Below are 19,927 nucleotides of genomic sequence, written 5' to 3'. Positions count from 1 at the left end.
TCTCCTTTTAAAAGTGATCTATTTAATTATTGCATTAAATATTTATCTAGTACTTTTTGTATGACATTTGTATCTGCTGTAAGCTCTGCAAAATAATGTTCTACTTTAGTACCTAATCCTACCTCATATAAATTCACCCCAAATAAACTTTCATCTGACAAAATAGGTGCTAGTTTTAAACTTATATTTTCATTCTTACCTAAGTATAAACCTTCTAATGCCTTCTGTAAAATAGCCCCTCTTGGGTCAGGACCTACTTCATATGCTTCTCCAGCATCATTAATGCCTAATAAGTAGCGACACCAACCAGCAATGACTAGAGGAATGTATGTTAATTGTTCTATCTTATTCTCCCCCTGCCTTTTATAAGCCTTAAGTGTCTCCCCAAACCGTATAGGCATTTTCAGCGAAGTATCTGCAATAATACGCCATGGACTATCTAAAATAAACGGATTAGGTAGTCTGATTTCTATGACTTCCTTGATAAAATGATAGGGATTAACCATGGCTGGACTCGTTACAACTGGTAACCCTTCTTCATAACCAATCTTTTCAATCAGTTGGAGGAGTAATGGATTACCTACTGCTTCATCAATAGTTTTATAGTCTAATAAGCATCCAAATATAGCTAATGCTGTATGTAATGGATTCAAGCAAGTACATACTTTCATCTTTTCAGTGCGTTCTACTTCTTCTCTTGTTGTAAAAATAACACCTGCATCTTCTAGGCATGGTCTACCATTTGGGAAACTATCTTCTATCACTAAATACTGAATTTCTTCTGCATTCACAAAGGGAGCAACCCATGTGTTTTTACTCGTTTTAATAATGGGCATTTCTTCAAAACCCGCTTTTATAAGCATTTCTTGAACCTTTTTGTTAGGTTGAGGCGTAATTTTATCTATCATAGACCAAGGAAATGACACCCTCTTAGGATCTTGCAAATAAGTTTTAAATGCTTCATCCATCTTGCCTCTCTTAATCCATTCTTCTGCAAATTTGCAAACTGATTCTTGTAACTTCTTCCCATTCTGTGAACAATTATCTAAGCTCACTACCGCAATCGGCTTACCTCCTTTCTTATATCTGCAGTAGCACAAATAAGTTAATTGGCCCATTAAACTCTCACTTGCTTCTGGCTCTCTTTCAAAATCTGTTTCATAACTAGAGACACTATATCCTTTTTCTGTAATAGTAAAAGTCACCATTTGCAAAGAGTCTTCCTCAAAAAAGTGTATTAGGCGTTGCCATCCTTCTTTATCTGACTTTACTGACTCTATAACACTTCCTATAATCTCCTTATTAACACTTCCATCTCTTTTGAGAGTTACTGAAACATTTAAATCATCATAAGGTTTATAAGCAAGATCAATAATCTCTGTGTCATACGTTTCAACGACTATAATACCTTTGTCACTTTTTCCGTCTTCTAAAAGCTGATTTTGCAGTGTTGCTATAAAGCCTCTAAAAATATTGCCTGCCCCAAAATGCAGCCATATAGGTGCTGCTAAAGTAGCTGTTTTTATCTTTTTTCTATCATAATTAAAACATCTTATCTCTTTTTGTGATTTTAGTGTTGTGACTAACTCTTGATTCAGTTTCACCCTTCTCGCCTCCTTTAGCTCACTGATTTTGTAATAGCTTCCCATAAACCATTCAAGTAGCATGCTCCTAATGCACGGTCATACAAACCATACCCCGGCATAGCAACTTCTCCCCATATCATTCTTCCATGATCCGGTCTGATGGGTCCATCAAACCCTGTATCATATAAGGCTTTCATCACCTCATACATATCCATAGAACCATCCTTAGATAAATGGGCAGCTTCTTCAAATACACCTGGACTCTCATGCTTTAAGTTTCTAACATGGGCAAAATGTATTCTACCTTTAATGCTTCTAATAATATCAGGTATATCATTTTGAGGATTAGAACCTAGTGAACCTGTACACAAAGTAAGTCCATTATAAGGATTATCAACTGCTTTTAAGAACCGTAGTATTTGCTCTTTATTCGTAATAATGCGTGGCAAGTTAAATACTGGCCATGCTGGATCATCTGGATGTATAGCCATCTTAATCTCATACTTTTCACAAATTGGCATGATGGCTTTTAAGAAGTAAACAAAGTTATCAAATAGTTTTTTTTCATCAATCTCTGCATATAAAGTAAAGAGCTCTTTAATTTGAGCTAAACGTTCTGGTTCCCAACCTGGCATAATAAAACCATTGGATTTATGCTCCATACTACTAAACATTTTATCTGGATCAATGGCATCAATTATTTTTTGATTATACGCTAGTACAGTTGAACCATCTGATCTCCTTTTAGCTAAGTCTGATCGTGTCCAGTCAAATACAGGCATAAAGTTATAACATACCATATGGATATCTGCTTCACCTAATGCGGATAAAGATTGAATATAGTTTTCTATGTATTCGTCTCTTTCTTTACTCCCGGCTTTAATAGCGTCGTGAATATTGACACTTTCTATTCCCGAAAGGTTAAGACCTTCTGCTTCAATCTCTGCTTTTAGTTTTTTTATACGATCTAGCTGCCATACTTCTCCAGGCTTTGTATCGTATAAAGTAGAGATAATCCCTGTAACACCTGGAATCTGTTTAATTTGCTTTAGTGATACACTGTCAAATCCATTGCCAAACCATCTTAATGTCATTTCCATCTTGCAAATTCCTCCTTAATCTCTCTTACAAATAAATCTCCTTAATAATAGGCCTTCTTCCTGTTAATTCAACACTTCTCTTATCTGGTCCACTTGTGCCAATAAATAGCTTAAAATGATGACTATCTATATAACGTTTACCCTCTTCATCAACGATTTCAAAAGCACTTTGTTTTATTTGAAGCGTTATTTGAGGTTCATCATATGCAGCTAAATAAATAGATTTGTAAGCACATAAGCTGTAATTAGGAACGGCCCATCTAGATTCCATATCTTTAATATAAACCTGCACTACATCATAAGTACAAACTTCTGATTGATTAGTGACTTGAAGCTGTATTTCATAGATGATTTCATTTTCTATATTTCTCTCTTTTATGACTGCATCTTTCACTTCTACCTTGGCATAGTTAAGACCATAACCAAAAGGATATAGCGCCTCATTTTTCATATAACGATACGTCCGCCCAGCCATACTGTAGTCTCTAAAATCCGGTAATTCTTCTGTGGTTTTATAAAAGGTTATTGGTAATTTGCCACTAGGAGAATACTCTCCAAATAAAAGCTGTGCTAGTGCCTTACCACCTGATTGACCTGGGTACCAAGTTTCTAGAATTGCCTCACAGTATTCTTGGGCTGTATGAATAGCCATGGCACTACCACTACTTAAAATAAGAATAGTTGGTTTACCTATTTTTAGTACTTCTTCTAAAAGCAATTGTTGTCTTCCAATTAGGTTCAAATCACTTTTGTCGCCTGCGGCAAAGGCATTTCCCGTATCGCCTTGTTCTCCTTCTATACTTGCATCTAAACCAAGACAGAGAATAACAACATCACTTTGTTCTGCTACTATAAGGGCTTCTGATAATCTATCATTTTCCCAGGACAAACCAGATATGCTGTTTTTAAATAAATGACATCCCTCTGCATAATAAACTCTTGCTGCATCTCCAACATAATCTTGAATCCCCTCTAAAAAAGTAGTATATCTAGAAGCTGTCCCAAAATAATTACCTTGTAAAACCGTACGACTATTGGCTGTAGGGCCAATAACACCAATAGCTTTTGTTTGTTTTAAATTAAGTGGTAAAATACCATTATTTTTAAGCAGTACCATACTCCTTCTAGCTACATCTAAGGCAATGTCACGATGAACTTTACAATCATTGACTTCATATGGAATTTTATTATACTCACAGTTTTTATCAAACAATCCTAATTTCATACGAATTGCCATAAGCTTCTGCGCTGATTTTGTAATGGTTTCTTCTGTTACAAGACCTTCTTTATAAGCTTGTAGCATATGTAAATAGGTATTACCACAATTTAACTGGCAACCATTATTAATTGCTAATGCTGCAGATTCTGTAGCCGTATGTGTTACCATATGTTCTGTATGAAAATCACGAATAGCCCAGCAATCTGAGACAACATAACCATCAAAGCCCCATTCTTCCTTTAAAATATCTTGTAGTAAAACCTTACTTCCACAGGCAGGCTCTCCATTGACACGGTTATAAGCTCCCATCATTCCTGCTACTTTCCCCTTAGTAACTGCTGCTTCAAAAGCAGGTAAATAAGTTTCATACAAATCTTTTTTAGAAACAACTGCATCAAAGTGATGTCTCTCTTCTTCTGGCCCTGAGTGAACTGCAAAGTGCTTAGCACATGCTGCAGCTTTCCAATAGTGATGATTTTCATCTCCTTGTAAGCCATGAATAAAAGCAACCCCTAAGCGTGATGTTAAATAAGGGTCTTCACCATAGGTTTCATGTCCTCTTCCCCATCTTGGATCTCTAAATATATTAATGTTAGGTGCCCATAAGGTCATTCCCTTATAAATATCTCTATCTTCTTTTTTAGCAAATTCATTATACTTAGCTCTAGCCTCTGTCGCGATAATATCTGCTATTTCATAGAGATATTCTTCATCAAACATAGCTGCCATACCTATAGCTTGTGGAAACACTGTTGCTACACCTGCTCTAGCAACTCCATGCAAAGCCTCACTCCACCAATTATAAGTTGGTACTCCCAATCTTTTAATGGCAGGAGAATCATATCTGAGCATAGAGGCTTTTTCTAATAGATCCATTTGTGCTACTAGCTGCCCTGCTTTGTTCATAAATACTTCTTCCATCTTTACACCTCCTTACAAGCTTCTACTACTCATAAATTTTTCTATTTTTACTATCCCTTATCCCTGTTTTTCTATAGAAATAAGTATTAACCACATCCCGCCATTCTTTAGCGTCCTTTAGCTGAATTTCTAAACCTTCGTTAACTGCATTATAAAAGTCTTGGTCTATGCTTCCATTAAGGCTTTTCCATGCTTTTTGATAGCTACTTACTTGCTCTACACCTTCAAAGTGAACATCATATATATATTGTAATAGTGTCCTACCATCTTTTAGCTCATAGTCATAAGCAACATGATGGAAAAATAAAAGAAGTTCTTCTGGGCAAGTTTTAATATTTTCGTACAAACTCCTATTAGGTTCTAGATACTGTCTTACATAACCCGTTCCTGTTTCCATAGTACGATCAACACCTATACCCTTGTAATCGGCATAATGGTAGGTTCCCCAAGGTGAATATTCATATCCTTCAATATTTGGACCATAGTGGTGGCCTACATTAACCATCCAGCCTATACCTAAAGGTACAGTATAATCTTCATAAGTTTTTCTAGACGTTAAAAGTATTTTACTAACTACCTCACGAACTTTTTTATCCGATCCTAATGTAAGACTAATCCATTCATCTGCAATTTCTTTAGAAGATAAATGAGGATTCCAACATAGTCTACCAAAGCCATATAAATTAGCTGCTGCCATAGGATTTCCGCTCCAGCACTCACTGTCTCCAATATTCACAACACCTGCTATGCCTGTTTCTTTATTACCAAATAAATTGCCACTTACAATATCTTTAATCCTGCTATTTTCTCCTTTTGCATAAGTATCAAAATCCAAGCATTCTTTCCACATAGGTACCAAAAAGCAAATATGCTTTTGTTGTCCTGTATATTCTTGTGTGATTTGAAACTCTAAAATTTGATTCGTATTTTTAAGTCCTCCGAATAATGGCGATAATGGTTCTCTAATTTGGAAATCCATAGGACCATTCTTGATTTGCAAAATTACATTATCATTAAATTGGCCATCTAAATCTATGAAATGGTCATATGCCGCTCTAGCTCTATCTGTTGTCCTATCTCGCCAATCCACATGGCAGTTATAAACAAAGCAGCGCCATATAACAAGCCCCCCATAAGCTCTTACAGCATCTGCTAGCATATTGGCGCCTTCTGCATGAGTACGTCCATAAGTAAACGGTCCAGGCCTATTTTCTGAGTCTGCTTTCACTAAAAATCCACCTAGATTGGGAATTACCTTATAAATGTGCTCGGCTGTTTTTCTCCACCACTCTCTAACCTCTGTATTTAAAGGATCTGCATTTTCTAAATGATCAAGGCTAATAGGCGCTGCAAAATTAACGCTCAGGAACAGACGAATACCATAAGTTTCAAACACTTTAGCAATACGTGCAATATCCTTTAAATAAATGTCTGTAATAAATTGAGTCTCATAATGATGAACGTTTACATTATTGATACAAATACTATTAATACCTACAGAAGCTAATAACCTAGCATAGTCTTTAATCCTACCCATGTCTTGTATGATTTCATTGTTATGATAAAAGATAGACTTTCCTGCATAACCTCTTTCAATACTACCGTCACTATTATCCCAGTGGTTAATCATTCTTATTTTATTAATGGGTTCTTCTTTAATCTTTAGTCCTTGAACAGGTATTTGCCTTTTAATAACTTGTATCAATCCAAATGCACCATATAAAATCCCGTTACAACTATCTGCATGTATTAGAAGCTGATTGTCTTCTGCGACCATTTCATAAGCGCCTTCCTTTAATCCATAAGTCTCTGCAACGTCTAAGGCGATATGTGCTTGTACTGGCCTTTTGGTTACTACGTCCATACTTAAGTCAAAGTGTTGCAGAAAAAACAATTTTAGCTCATCAATGGCTGATTGAATTACCCCTTCCTTTAATAGGTCCTCAGCGCAGTAAATTTGATTGCCATAAATCCATTCTTTTGATTGCTTTTTATGTAGTTGATAGTCCAGCCAGCAGTGATACATTTTACTTTTTTCGTTACCATTCATCATACGCTCCTCTTTCTTATTGATTATTAAATTTCGAAAAATGTATTTGTATTTTTTATATGCTCATTTTATAATACGAGTAGTATAAACGCCATGTATAAACTACATAGCATTTGTAATTTTTCAAGTTTTATTAAAGGAGAATCTAATGAATCAAAGTTCACCTAATTATGATAATCTTATCGTTACCATTGGCTATTTCATTTCTAGGCAATGTAATCCTGATTGGATTATAGAAGAGAGCCGTATTGATTTCATTGATATGACTTATATTTACAGTGGAGAAGCCACTTATGTTATTAATCATAAGACCTATCATGTCAAAGCTGGAGATTTACTTTGTATTCCTCAACATAGTCTGCGTTCTGCTACCACTAATCCTCATAATCCCATGATGTGTTATCCTGTTAATTTTCTAATTCATGACTTTGAACATAACGAAGTCTCTTTGCCATTCCCCATTGTTTCGCATATTGGCATTCTTGACTCTCTTATTCACTTTTATCAGGAACTTAATGTAGCTTGGTTAGAGAAAAAGCCTGGATACATACTTCATTCACGTACGCTCTTTACTGGCATTTTATATAGACTACTTTCTCTCCTTTATTATCGCAATGATTTAACCTTTATAGACCCCCGTATCAAAAAGGTCATCTCTTATATTGCTCAGCATTATACTGATAAACTGTCAGTAGAACTACTGGCTGAATTAGTGGGGCTCAATCCCGTTTACTTTGGTAACTTATTTAAGCAATGTACCGGCTGCTGTGTCAAAAGATATATCAATCAAATCAAAATTAACCATGCTGAAAATCTACTATTAAGTGGTGAGTTTACTATTACAGCTACCGCCTTAAAGTGTGGTTTTGATGATATCTACTACTTCAGCAAACTCTTTAAGGATATTAAAGGATACTCTCCTTCACAAGTTAGTCAATTTCATTAAAAAGTCATGCCACTTCACCCATACCAAAATAGCTTATGCCCCGTACATATGGGACATAAGCTATTTTTCTAATCTTACCATTTTTTATAAGGACAATAATTACTTTGCACAGCTGCTCGCATTTCAACAAAGCAACCACAATGCTTGCACATACCATTGATGAGAGATTGACATTGTTTACATATTGCAAGCCTGCTTTCATAAAGAATCTCTTCTGTTTTTATTTCTTTATCTAACTGTTTAATATAGGTAAACATATTTTCATAGTCCAACCTTTCATCTAGGTCTCTTATCAAACAACGTTTACACTCTCTCATCTATTTAATCTCAAAATGTAATACACTACATGCTGGTATTGTAAACTTGAGCTTTTGATCTACCACACTAAAATCTTTAAATTCAGTAGGTTGCACCTTCTCTGGCTGGTCAAAACTATTATAGTCATCCATTCTTGCTGTTAAGACTGTAGCTTTGACTTGTTGTATATTCCAATCTGTAAAATAGCTCTCTACTTCATAAGACTCATTAACAGATAAATTATTAATGGTTATATTAACTACGCCATTTTTATCTACAGAAACAGATTCATGTAAATTAGGAACTTGGTGATCTTCCTTTCCAATCATAGTGGTTTCTATGTAACTATCTACAAGTGTGGCCTCTTGATGATTCTTGTATAAATAAAACACATAATACGTTGGTGTTAGTAGCATCTTTTCTCCTTCTGTTAAAATAACAGATTGAAGTACATTCACTATTTGAGCAATATTAGCCATTTTAATACGATCACAGTGCTTATTAAAAATATTTAAATTAATTCCTGCTACCAAGGCATCTCTCATTGTATTTTGTTGATATAAAAAGCCGGGATTTGTACCTGGTTCTACATCAAACCATATGCCCCATTCATCTACTATAAGTCCAATTTTCTTCTGTGGATCATATTCATCCATTATGGTGCTATGGCGTCTTACTAGCTCTTCCATATATAGCGTTTTATTAAGTGTTTTATACCATTCTTCCTCATCAAACTTAGTAGCACTTCCTTTATGTTCCCATGAACCTGGTACTGTATAGTAATGTAAGGATAAACCATTCATGTGCCCATTTAAGTGCTCTGGCGTATTCTCAAAGCAAGTTTTTAATACCGTTTTAGTCCATGCATAATCATCACTGTTGGGACCACAACAGATTTTATTAATTTTCTGTTCATTATTATAATCCCTTATGTAAGTCTGATAACATCTATACATATTGGCATAGCCTTCTGGTGTCATATTGCCTCCACAACCCCAGTTCTCATTTCCTACACCAAAATACTTAACTCGCCATGGTTTTGAATGGCCATTTTCTGCTCTTAGATTAGCCATGGGTGATACCCCATCGAAAGTCAGATACTCTATCCATTCACTCATTTCTTGAACAGTACCACTTCCCAGATTGCCACTAATATATGCCTCACAACCAAGTTGCTCACACAACTCCATAAACTCATGTGTTCCAAAACTATTATCTTCTACTACGCCACCCCAATGGGTATTAATCATCTTTTTCCTATTTTCTTTAGGTCCTATTCCATCTTTCCAGTGATATTCATCTGCAAAGCATCCACCTGGCCAACGTAGTACTGGAATACCCATTTTCTTTAATGCCTCAACTACATCCTTTCGCATGCCATTGATATGAGGTATCGTAGAGTCCTCACCTACATAAATACCTTCGTAAATACATCTTCCCAAATGCTCTGAAAAATGCCCATAAATTTCTTTATTAATATGCCCTTTCTTAATATTAGGATTAATATACAACTTGAACATACTGCACATCCTCTCTTCGTTAATTGGTCGCTCTATAAGCCTCTATTCTAAGTAGCATGCTGAGTGCAATTCATTTGTTTACTAAACATTTGATTTGTTAATTAGAATTTACCATATGTTTTTAATTTAAACAATATTATTTTTATAATTTTTATGCATTCTGTTATTAGTAACTATATTTAGCTCAATATTATAGCTACTTTGCTTATCATTAGTTTTCATTCTGCAATGTAGTACGCTTTTTTGTTTAGTAAACATATTTTACAGCTAGTTTGATTATCCAAAACAAAAAAGCTTTCTAGAGTCCTAACACCCTAAAAAGCTTCTTTATTTTTCCATGTATCATGTGCTTATTCTACTACACCTAGCTTATGCTTAAGCACCTAACTGTATTATCAAATAAATCTCATTGGCAGCATCCTAAAGACTTTATTTCATTATTGCCACTCACTACGATTTCCCACATATGTCCTCCTAAAAGATTTTCTCTAGCTGTAAAGAACATACTTATTTCCATTTTTACCTCATCATCCGTAGCACTTATGCCAAACCCTATTTCATCACAATGTAAAACGTATGCTAAGAAATCTTCTAAAGAAATAGGTAGTTTTAGTCGTACACCATTCTCCATTTGAATATATTCTTGTTTGTGATGATTCCCCATATATTTTCTCACTGTGGTTAGAACATTTCCTTCTGACAACAAGCATTCTATTAGTTTATCTTGATTAGCTTCGATCCATTCTAGGCGTTCTTGAATCTCTGGCAGATTTTCTTCTATGACCTGAGTCAATTTGTTCATGTATACTTCTTCATTTCCTTCATCTTCATCAATCTCAATATTAAATACTATATTGACACTATGCTTCCACATTTCTGTTAAATATGTAATTTCATCAATTGCTTTTATTATAAAATCCTTCGTTTCTAATCTTCGCATTGCGACCTCCTTATACTTTTTTCTAAATATTATAACAACTTTTTCTCTGAAATTCTACACTTATTATTTGAATAAAACTTCAATCTACATCTAATATCCTTATGCTTATTAAAACTCAGCAATATAAAACCCCACTAATGAGAAATTTATCTCATCTAGTGGGGCAAAATTAAATTTTATTCCTAACCTTATTTATTACTTTATATTCATACTTATATGTTATTGCACGCTCTCTAGCTGAACATTCTTTTCTAATTTTTGTATCTCCTTCTCTCCCTTTTCTGCTAGTTCTCTAAACTCTGCTATGGTCTCTTTCATCTTAGGCAAGGCTTCTTGTTTATACGTACTAATCGCTTCTAAGGCCGCCATTGTATCTGAAAAAGCACTTTTTAAAGTTTCTACAGAAACATTAGCTTCCATAGATTGTTTATGAATATCTGCTCCTTGCTGCTTCAACATATTAGCAGTGCCACTAATTAATTGATTGGTGGTTTCATTAAGCATTTCTATTTTCTTAAGTACAATCTTTTGATTATAAAGGGCACTAGCTACCATAGTGGCAATTCTAAGCGCTGAAATCGTTACATTCTTCGCGCGCTCTACCCCTCTAATAAGCTCCTTATTATTTCTTCGAATCACTTCTATGGCCATAATCCCCTGCTGATTAACAATAATCATTTGCTGCATATCCATAATCCGTTGTCTCAGTGGGAACAGCACCTCTTCTGAAATAAATCTTATTTTATCAGCATCCTCATTAGCCGACCTAGCCTTATCCACTTCCTGTGAAATAGCTTCATCCATAAAGCTTCCCATCTCTATTTCTTTAGCTAACTTTTTGGTTAAATCCCGAAGGGCTACTTCTTCTATTTCTAGTGTGGTATTATCATTCTTCAAAGTATTTTTCCCTCGTTCTAGAGAAGCAACAATATCATTAATTACACTATCTGCTTTTTGGTATTTTTCAAAATAAGCTCTAATAGGATTAAATAATTTACCTAAAAATCCTGTTTTACTAAAGTCAATTAAGCTAGGATCTAAATTCTTCATTTCACGTTGCAAAGCTACTAACCCTTCAGCAACTTCACTGCCTTCTCCACCAAGCTTAGATAAATCCTTAATAGGCACTTGTAATAAGCTATTTTTCTCGGAGGACTTTCTAATGGTCTCTAGTCCAAACTCCTCTATGCCTTTTAAAACAGTACTTCTCTCCTCTAATGAAGTCATGTCTATCTTCACAAGATTAGCTACATTTTGGTTTGCTATATTCTTTAGAGCCACAACCTCTTGAGGCTCAGGCTTAATCTGCTCTATAACCTCCTCTTCAACTGCCTTACCATCCACTACTTCCATAGAAAAATCCATCTCATTTTCCTCCCAGCTGGCTTATACTAATCTTATTTCTATTACTTTTTACTAAAAGCGTTCTTTACCACATTGCTCCTGACCGCTCTACATCTGCGCATTAAATAAACTAGCTAGCTTGTAAATGACATCATCTGACTCTGCATTAATACTTGCCGCTTCATTAATACTGGAAATATTGTTAAGCGCCGATATATTGGCATTATAACCAATGGTATATACAGGGATTTTAAGGGTTCTTAAAATCCCCTCTATGTCATTAAGTGAATGTCCCCTATTAGTTTCTCCATCACTTAAAACAAATAACATCAGCTTGGCATCGGGATTCGCTGCTTTTTCTTCCATTAACATTTTTAGTGCTACAATCATGCCATCAAAGGTAGCTGTACCGCCACTTGCTTCAAGATCCATGACTGCACCAGTAAATAAAGAACGGTGATTAAGGTCAAATTTTCCTACTGGCAAATTAATATTTACATCGTCAGAGTAAGTTACTAGACCAATTGAGTTATCTTTTCCTATATATTCAGCGCCTGTTATAAGTGATTTCTTTAAATTATTAAGTGGCTCCCCATCCATGCTGCCAGAGATGTCAGCTACAAATACAGCTGATATTTTCTTAGTACCGTTTTTCTTTTCCTTCCATAGCTTTTGTGCCTTTGTAATCTGCTGCTTATCTACACTCTTCATCTCTGATTTATACTCATCTAACCCATTAAAGCCATATTCAACTGCTTTTGCTGCATAAGTTTCTGAAGTTGCAAACTGAACAAACTCCCTTAAAATAGCTTGTTTTTCTGCACTCAAATCACCTATAGCATAAATTGGGCTATCATGTCTTATCCCAAATGGAGTAAACACATAATCACCTTTTAGTTCTGTATCATTGATATAAGTCTGGTACTCCATAATAAAACCATCTAGTGCCCCTGTCTTAGCAGATTCTCTCATTTGTATAGTTGTATAAGCTACAAATGGAATGTTTTCCTGGAACTTTTCAAATCCACTAATGGCTGTTTCACTAAAAGGATTTTGACTATCAAAAGTACTTAGGGTAGATAGTAAAAAGTTAAGCCCTGTAGAACTAGCAAAGGGATTCGTATATCCCATAGCTATTTCATTATTAGCTACTGCATCTGTTATAGTCTTTAGGTTAATGGCTCCATATTTTTTAGTTAGCTCATCATTTTTACTTTTAGATAAAACAATACCTGCTACATTTCCTACTAATCTTTCTTTAAACAATGTGACCTTGCCCCCTTGGTCACTTATCATATCTCCCCACAGTTCATTAGAAGGTGTGTAAGCATCTGGTACGTACTTGCCTGATAAAATATAATCCTTTCCTAAACCAGAAGCTACATTACGGACTTTTACTGACACCGTACTCCCATTAACTTGTATACCCGCATGATTAAAATCCTCTGCTACTTCATTTAACCAGCCGTCTTTGTCACTTCCTGCTTTCTCTGGTGAAGCGAAAATTTCTATGTAATCATCTGTTGTATTTTCTACAGTTACAGGACTTTTATCAATATCTGGTAAAGTATCCTCCAAAGCTGTTTCTTCTAACGTCACTGGTTCCTTCCTAGCTTCTACTGTTTCAACTGCTACTTTCCTATAAAGTGAATCTAATTTCTCTGTAGCATTTTCTGTACTGATAACTGTCTGATCCTTACCTCTATCTTGTGTAAATGAAATACCTAGATAAATCACTCCGAACATAACGATAGCCAGCACTGCTAATAAAGCCACTGGCTTCTTACTATTTCTTTGCTGCATGTTTCTTCTCCTCCTTACTCATAAAAAACTATTGATAAAGTTTAGTTTTGCTAATCAGTTCATCTATTTCCAGCATAGCAGGCATTGCTTCTATCTCACCATCTTCTAAGCTATTAAATTTAGAAAGCTCTAGTAATAACTGGTCTAGCTTTAATAAAATCTGCTCATTGTCTTCTATACTATGCTCAATAAAACTGATGTACTCCTCATATACTTTTCTCTTCTCTGCCTCTATACTACTAGAAAGCTTAGCCTTTTTATGAGCGATTTGATTATATTCCTCTTGATCAAATACATTGAGTCTATTGATGATACTTCTTAAATTAAGATAGAAAAGTTCTTCTATCTGCTTTAAAACACTACTAAATTTTCTAAAGCTTAATTCTTCCGAGTTGAATTTTTGAAGTAACACATCATGTATAACAGCGTTCTTTTTGTCTAACCGTTCTACTTGCTTAAGTATATAGAATACGCTTTTAGTAAATGTATTTTTAGCTGCATTTTGCCTGATAGCTATCTTATAGTCCTCTTTACTTTTAAGTTCTGCTGCTACTATTACCTTTTCCTTAACAATCAAGTAATGTACATTTCCCCATATAAAAATAATAATACTCATTAAAATCAGTGTTCCTCCTAAAGCCCCTTCCAGTGCATTTCCCTCTCGTAGCTGTAATCCTATAAAACCAGGAGAAAAAAAGATGATATTAATAATGATAATTCCTAAATTTAATACAACTGCTTTTATGACTTTATAAGTTGGCATTTTCTATCCCCTCATTTATCAACCAAACAACTTAACTTTCCACCTTTTATCTATTTTATGAATAACTTGCCCTAAACATTACAATAACACCCCTTTACAAGTAATTGAAATATTCATCAGAAGCATCTAGTTCATTATCTATTTTTCTTTCTACTAATACATAGTGTTTATTCGAGTCAATAATAAGCTCTATTCAAAGCAGGTATCTTACATATTGAATTTTTAGAATTAATATTATATATAGAATATTATATATTCTTTTTTTAGCATCTACAACATTTTTTGCACATTTACTTTATAGGTATCAATTTTTTACTGAAACACTTTAGTTTAGAGTATATTGCTAGCTAGTCTTCCTATAAAGTGCCGATTATAATAATAAAAGAAGCTATTACTTGAGGATTTATTTTCATCCCTTGGTAATAGCTTCTCTTATTAATGATTTCTATTCATTTACTTAGTCAACTCATACTTTGTGCTAGCATTCTAATCTCTTTAGTTATCAATTACTCCTATACTTCATTTACTTTCATGTAAAATTTCAAGAACTTGTACTAATTTTTCTACTGGTACTTGTCCTGGTGCAGATGCTAATTTAGCTGCTCCAAAGGTAAGGGCACTTCCAAAAGCTTCTCCTGCTATACGGCTAATGATTCCAAGCCCTCCCATAGACATTGTAATAATCGGTCTATCTGCATATTTTGTTATCATTTCATTAGTGGCACTTAAAAGTGTTAAGACATCCTCTGCTTCTTGTGGCATAACCGCAATTTTAGGTAGGTCTGCATTCATCTCTTGCATTTTGCAAAGACGGCTAATAATCTCTTCTTTTGCTGGCGTTTTAAAGAAATCATGATTTGACATAACCACTTTTACATTTTGACTATGAGCAAAATCTACGACTTCTTTTACTATCTCGTCTCCAGTAAAAAGCTCAATATCAATCATATCTGCCATACCACTTGCTGCCATTGCCTTATTAAGTTCTACATAGTAATCTGCACTAATTTCTCTTTCACCACCTTCTTTTTTACTTCTAAAGGTTGCAAGAAGAGGCACATCCCCAAGCGTTTCTCTAAGCATTTTTAAAGCTTCTTTCATTTGAATAATGTCTTCTACATCTTGGTGATGATCAATACGCCATTCTACTACATCAAGTTTAAACGTTTTTAATATATTAGCTTCTTCAATAAGCTCTCTATTATTTTTCCCTATAAGAGGCACACAAATTTTGGGTATACCTTCTCCAATTTTAACATTTCTCACTTCTATGATTGGCTTCATCTTCTTGTCTCCTTTAGAAATACTATTTATATAAATGAATTGATTAATATCTTATAGTCATTTCTTACGACTTACACTTTTAGTTCATTTTTTAATAGGTCTGTTTATGTTATCATTATAACTTTTCTATTTTAATAAATCTAATATTTATTCTAATCAGTCTTGATAGCTAATCCTCTCAAGATTGATTAACTTTGGATGCTACCATTTACTTCATTCTTACAAACTTTTTCTTTCCAATCTTAAGAACATCTCCAGACCCTATTTCTTGTTCTAAGCTAGTTACCTTTATTTGATTAAGTTGTACACCACCTTGCATCAATAGGCGCTTAAATTCATTACTACTTGGAACAAATTTCTCTTTTATAAGTTGCGGCATGATAGCCTGAAGGGTGTTTCTTTCTCCTTCCATTACAAGCTCTGGAATATGGTCTGGAATAGCCTTTTTACTAAAAGCTGCTTCATAATAATGTTTTATCAATATCAGCAAGCTCTATAAGATATTGGGGCATAAAAAAACTCTCGTCCTCTTGATTGTTTTCAAAAGGACGAGAGCATTCTCTCGTGTTACCACCTTAAGTTCATAAACTGCTCACGCAATCTACCTCTTCGAGTACGCCTTACACTTAAAAGGTTATACTCTAGCACTATAACGTGTGCAGGCTCCGTCACAGCCTACTTGACAAATAGTCGTTCAGTGTGAAGCTCAAAGATGTATTCATTATAAGCTTACTATGTACCTCTCATCAACCGGTGACTTTCTGTTTAGCAACTTCTTATAACTACTTGTTCTTCTCATGGCTTTTAATCTCTTATACTCCAAAATATAGCCTCAGCTATAAATCTTCGTTATGCCGTTATTAAGTTATCTGTTATTATATCGATACTCATTTTGGTTGTCAATATCTATTTACCTTTTACCTTATCTGATTTTCTTTGTGAAATATTAAATATGCACCATAATAAGAAAAGCCTCAGCTTACATTTTTCATGTATAACTGAGGATGTTTTTATTACTTTAAACAGAGATTTTACTTAATAATTTTGCTTTCATCACATCATATTCTTCTTCAGAAATAGCGTTCTTTTCTTTTAAAGTACCTAACTGAACCAATTCTTCTGTTACAGACATAAAATTTCCTTTGCTTCCTGTACCGTTTTCCTTCTTACCATGTCTTATACTACTTACTAATGAAGCAATGGCATATGGGATACCATAGATCATTGCTATAATTCCCCAACCTATGGCTGCTTCATAGTCCTCAATATTATTGCTGAACCCCACTAAACACAAGAAGCTAAAACTAAAAACCACAATAGCTATGATAGACATTACTTTTACTGTTCTCATTCCTTACCTCCATTTATGTATATAATATATATTATACCATTAAGAACTTAAATATTCAAAATTTTTTAAATTCATAATTATGCAACCTTCATTTGTTTTTAGTTAAGGCTATATTAAACATTTGTGTTGTTATTGTTCAAAATCCTCTAATTCTGGTATAAGTTAATCGTTTGAATGAGATAGTACTTAAGGTGGTACTATCTTTACGATAGCGTATCAAAGATGTTTTAGATTACGTAGAGCGCAGCTTGCTCTCTTTTTTAGTGCTCTAGGAGGAGATGTTACAAAAATGATTGATTAAAATAAACCATCTGAATTGTAGCAGGTAGATTTGTACAGTTCAGATGGTTTATTTTAAACTTATTAGTTTACAGCATTAATATTTGTACAAAAGCTCAATTGTGTCTAGTTTTTAGACATAACAGCCTTTTTGTCTATATACAAACAAAAAAACATAAATTAAGATAGAGACAAGTATAAAGGAAGTGAGATAAGATTCGCCAACTAAAGATAGCAAAGACAACATTAAGATGTATATGTAGGATGGGTGATATTGTTCTTTTGATTTATGAAACAATAAAAATATTAGGTTATTTTACAAAACATAGGTTTCAAACAGAAAACTTAGTTGAGGTCTTTACACTTTAGATGGAAATTTTATCTTGCTTAATGCAACATTGAAAATTTAGAACACTCCCTAGGGTAAATGATTTGGCATTTAGAAATAATGGCTTGTTAAATCTATGATGATACAGAATACAGTAAAAATCATAAGGAGAGATGATATATGAACAAAAAAATAGCAAAGATAGGTGTAGCTTCATTATTAGCAGCTGGAGCAGGAATGACAGTAATCGCAAAGAATAAAAAAGAAAAACAAGTAGCCAAAGAAAGACAAGAAGCCAAAGAAAAAAGAGCCAAAGAGCTTGCAGAATATCGTAATACAGAGGTTGGTAAGAATATAAAGAATAGCAAAGGAATTTATTATTCTAAAGGTAACTATGAAGCATTTGCTCGCCCAGAGAAACCCGCCGGAGTAGATGACAAATCTGCTTATATTGTAGGTAGTGGACTTGGTGCATTAGCAGCAGCTTGCTTTCTTGTAAGAGATGGGCAAATGAAAGGTGAAAATATTCACATTTTAGAGGCTATGGACATTGCAGGGGGTGCTTGTGATGGTATCAACGATCCAATGAGAGGGTATGTAATGCGTGGCGGTAGAGAAATGGAAGACCATTTCGAATGTTTATGGGATTTATTCCGAAGCATTCCATCTATTGAGACACCAGGCGTGTCTGTACTTGATGAATATTATTGGTTAAATAAACATGATCCAAATTACTCACTATGCCGTGCAACACACAAGAGGGGTGAAGATGCCCATACTGATGGGAAATTCAATTTAAGCCAAAAAGGCTGCATGCAAATTATGAAATTATTCTTCACAAAAGATGAAGATCTTTACGATAAGACCATCGAAGATGTATTTGATGAAGAAGTCTTTGATTCTACCTTCTGGTTATATTGGAGAACAATGTTTGCTTTTGAAAATTGGCATAGTGCACTTGAGATGAAACTTTACTTCCAAAGATTTATCCATCATATTGGCGGCTTACCTGATTTCTCTGCATTAAAATTCACAAAATATAATCAATATGAATCTTTGATTTTACCAATGCAAAAATATTTAGAAGCAGCAGGTGTGAAGTTCCAATTCAATACTGAAGTAACGAATGTATTATTTGATTTTGTTGGTGATAAGAAAATTGCCAAAAAGATTCAATGTAAGGTTAACGGGGAAGAACAATCAATTATCCTTACAGAAAATGATCTTGTATTTGTAACCAATGGAAGTTGTACAGAAGGAACAATCTATGGGGATCAAAACCATGCACCAGTTGGCAATGCAGAAGTTCGTACAAGTGGCTGTTGGAGTTTATGGAAAAACATTGCAGCCCAAGATGAGGCTTTTGGACATCCAGAAAAATTCTGCTCTGATATTGAAAAAACCAACTGGGAATCTGCAACAGTTACAACTTCTGATGATAGAATCATATCTTATATTGAAAAAATATGTAAGAGAGATCCAAGAAGTGGACGTGTTGTTACTGGTGGTATCGTGAGTTGTCAAGATTCTAGTTGGTTACTGAGCTGGACAATCAATAGACAAGGACAATTTAAAGAACAGAAGAAAGATGAAATTTGTGTATGGGTATACAGCTTATTTACAGATGTTCCAGGGGACTACATTAAGAAACCAATGAAAGAATGTACTGGTAAAGAAATTACAGCAGAATGGTTATACCATATGGGTGTTCCAGTAGATGAAATTGATGACCTTGCTGAAAATCATGCAATCTGTGTACCAACGATGATGCCATATATTACAGCATTCTTTATGCCAAGAACAAAAGGGGACAGACCAGATGTTATTCCAGACGGTTGTGTAAACTTTGCATTCTTAGGTCAGTTTGCTGAAACACCAAGAGATACTATTTTTACAACGGAGTATTCTGTTCGTACTGCCATGGAAGCTGTTTACGGTTTACTTGGGGTTGACCGTGGCGTTCCAGAAGTTTGGGGTAGCGTATACGATATTAGAGAGCTGCTTGATAGTAGCGTAAAATTAATGGATGGTAAGTCTCCTCTTGAAATTGAACTTCCAGGACCACTTAATGCATTAAAGAGACCATTGCTTAAGAAACTAAAAGGAACTGTGATTGAGAAAGTTTTAAAAGATCACGGCATAATCAGAGACGGAATGATATAAAAATAGGATTAGTATCAAATAGAAATCATCATA

At 34.5% G+C, this 19,927-nt stretch carries 15 protein-coding genes and 1 other annotated feature; of the genes, 2 read left to right on the top strand and 13 right to left on the bottom strand.

All coding sequences use genetic code 11. From position 1 onward, the window contains the following. Positions 1–26: 26 nt before the first annotated feature. From CLOLE_RS03050 to CLOLE_RS03035, 4 genes are read right to left on the bottom strand one after another with little or no spacing between them, the layout of a single operon-like run. Positions 27–1,604, bottom strand: coding sequence for a mannitol dehydrogenase family protein (locus tag CLOLE_RS03050; protein WP_013655598.1), 1,578 nt, complete (start codon positions 1,602–1,604; stop codon positions 27–29). 14 nt (positions 1,605–1,618) lie between these two features. Then, positions 1,619–2,686, bottom strand: coding sequence for a mannonate dehydratase (gene uxuA / locus CLOLE_RS03045; RefSeq protein WP_013655597.1), 1,068 nt, complete (start codon positions 2,684–2,686; stop codon positions 1,619–1,621). Between the two features lie 25 nt (positions 2,687–2,711). Then, positions 2,712–4,826, bottom strand: a complete 2,115-nt coding sequence (locus CLOLE_RS03040) for a glycoside hydrolase family 3 protein (RefSeq protein WP_013655596.1) — start codon at positions 4,824–4,826, stop codon at positions 2,712–2,714. A gap of 25 nt (positions 4,827–4,851) precedes the next feature. Next, entirely contained in the window at positions 4,852–6,876 is a 2,025-nt protein-coding gene (locus CLOLE_RS03035) for an alpha-glucuronidase (RefSeq protein WP_013655595.1), read from the bottom strand. Positions 6,877–7,024: 148 nt separating this feature from the next. Between CLOLE_RS03035 and CLOLE_RS03030 the strand changes: the two genes are divergently transcribed. Then, positions 7,025–7,822, top strand: coding sequence for a helix-turn-helix domain-containing protein (locus CLOLE_RS03030; RefSeq protein WP_013655594.1), 798 nt, complete (start codon positions 7,025–7,027; stop codon positions 7,820–7,822). 74 nt (positions 7,823–7,896) lie between these two features. On the opposite strand, the gene CLOLE_RS03025 is transcribed toward CLOLE_RS03030, so the two are convergent. From CLOLE_RS03025 to CLOLE_RS02985, 9 genes are all read right to left on the bottom strand, one after another. Then, positions 7,897–8,139, bottom strand: coding sequence for a DUF6171 family protein (locus CLOLE_RS03025; protein ID WP_013655593.1), 243 nt, complete (start codon positions 8,137–8,139; stop codon positions 7,897–7,899). After that, complete coding sequence (locus tag CLOLE_RS03020) at positions 8,140–9,639, bottom strand: alpha-N-arabinofuranosidase (protein ID WP_013655592.1); 1,500 nt, start codon at positions 9,637–9,639, stop codon at positions 8,140–8,142. Positions 9,640–10,045: 406 nt separating this feature from the next. Further along, positions 10,046–10,579 (bottom strand): hypothetical protein, encoded by a 534-nt coding sequence (locus CLOLE_RS03015; RefSeq protein ID WP_013655591.1) that lies wholly within the window; start codon positions 10,577–10,579, stop codon positions 10,046–10,048. Positions 10,580–10,798: 219 nt separating this feature from the next. After that, entirely contained in the window at positions 10,799–11,944 is a 1,146-nt protein-coding gene (locus CLOLE_RS03010) for a toxic anion resistance protein (protein ID WP_013655590.1), read from the bottom strand. Between the two features lie 87 nt (positions 11,945–12,031). Further along, positions 12,032–13,726 carry a vWA domain-containing protein gene (locus CLOLE_RS03005; RefSeq protein WP_013655589.1) on the bottom strand — a complete coding sequence of 565 codons (1,695 nt, stop codon included), beginning with the start codon at positions 13,724–13,726 and terminating at the stop codon, positions 12,032–12,034. A 28-nt stretch (positions 13,727–13,754) separates the two neighbouring features. After that, positions 13,755–14,489, bottom strand: coding sequence for a hypothetical protein (locus CLOLE_RS03000; protein WP_013655588.1), 735 nt, complete (start codon positions 14,487–14,489; stop codon positions 13,755–13,757). A 519-nt stretch (positions 14,490–15,008) separates the two neighbouring features. After that, on the bottom strand, positions 15,009–15,773 hold the full coding sequence (aroD, locus tag CLOLE_RS02995) for a type I 3-dehydroquinate dehydratase (protein WP_013655587.1): 765 nt from the start codon (positions 15,771–15,773) through the stop codon (positions 15,009–15,011). Positions 15,774–15,981: 208 nt separating this feature from the next. Further along, entirely contained in the window at positions 15,982–16,263 is a 282-nt protein-coding gene (locus tag CLOLE_RS02990) for a S4 domain-containing protein (protein WP_162145061.1), read from the bottom strand. A 51-nt stretch (positions 16,264–16,314) separates the two neighbouring features. Further along, positions 16,315–16,581 (bottom strand) — a binding site (T-box leader). Positions 16,582–16,791: 210 nt separating this feature from the next. After that, positions 16,792–17,124: an SHOCT domain-containing protein gene (locus CLOLE_RS02985; RefSeq protein WP_013655586.1), complete on the bottom strand. Its 333-nt coding sequence runs from the start codon at positions 17,122–17,124 to the stop codon at positions 16,792–16,794. 787 nt (positions 17,125–17,911) lie between these two features. Between CLOLE_RS02985 and CLOLE_RS02980 the strand changes: the two genes are divergently transcribed. Further along, positions 17,912–19,894: an oleate hydratase gene (locus tag CLOLE_RS02980; protein ID WP_013655585.1), complete on the top strand. Its 1,983-nt coding sequence runs from the start codon at positions 17,912–17,914 to the stop codon at positions 19,892–19,894. Positions 19,895–19,927: the final 33 nt, after the last annotated feature.

The sequence above is a fragment of the Cellulosilyticum lentocellum DSM 5427 genome (assembly GCF_000178835.2).
Lineage (GTDB): Bacteria > Bacillota > Clostridia > Lachnospirales > Cellulosilyticaceae > Cellulosilyticum > Cellulosilyticum lentocellum.
This window is presented reverse-complemented; position numbering and strand designations above follow the sequence as displayed.

Excerpts from the sequence above, each read along its gene's own strand:
- uxuA (WP_013655597.1), bottom strand. The coding sequence starts at position 2,686 with ATGGAAATGACATTAAGATGGTTTGGCAATGGATTTGACAGTGTATCA.
- CLOLE_RS03040 (WP_013655596.1), bottom strand. The coding sequence starts at position 4,826 with ATGGAAGAAGTATTTATGAACAAAGCAGGGCAGCTAGTAGCACAAATG.
- CLOLE_RS03035 (WP_013655595.1), bottom strand. The coding sequence starts at position 6,876 with ATGAATGGTAACGAAAAAAGTAAAATGTATCACTGCTGGCTGGACTAT.
- CLOLE_RS03030 (WP_013655594.1), top strand. The coding sequence starts at position 7,025 with ATGAATCAAAGTTCACCTAATTATGATAATCTTATCGTTACCATTGGC.
- CLOLE_RS03025 (WP_013655593.1), bottom strand. The coding sequence starts at position 8,139 with ATGAGAGAGTGTAAACGTTGTTTGATAAGAGACCTAGATGAAAGGTTG.
- CLOLE_RS03020 (WP_013655592.1), bottom strand. The coding sequence starts at position 9,639 with ATGTTCAAGTTGTATATTAATCCTAATATTAAGAAAGGGCATATTAAT.
- CLOLE_RS03015 (WP_013655591.1), bottom strand. The coding sequence starts at position 10,579 with ATGCGAAGATTAGAAACGAAGGATTTTATAATAAAAGCAATTGATGAA.
- CLOLE_RS03010 (WP_013655590.1), bottom strand. The coding sequence starts at position 11,944 with ATGGATTTTTCTATGGAAGTAGTGGATGGTAAGGCAGTTGAAGAGGAG.
- CLOLE_RS03005 (WP_013655589.1), bottom strand. The coding sequence starts at position 13,726 with ATGCAGCAAAGAAATAGTAAGAAGCCAGTGGCTTTATTAGCAGTGCTG.
- CLOLE_RS03000 (WP_013655588.1), bottom strand. The coding sequence starts at position 14,489 with ATGCCAACTTATAAAGTCATAAAAGCAGTTGTATTAAATTTAGGAATT.
- aroD (WP_013655587.1), bottom strand. The coding sequence starts at position 15,773 with ATGAAGCCAATCATAGAAGTGAGAAATGTTAAAATTGGAGAAGGTATA.
- CLOLE_RS02985 (WP_013655586.1), bottom strand. The coding sequence starts at position 17,124 with ATGAGAACAGTAAAAGTAATGTCTATCATAGCTATTGTGGTTTTTAGT.
- CLOLE_RS02980 (WP_013655585.1), top strand. The coding sequence starts at position 17,912 with ATGAACAAAAAAATAGCAAAGATAGGTGTAGCTTCATTATTAGCAGCT.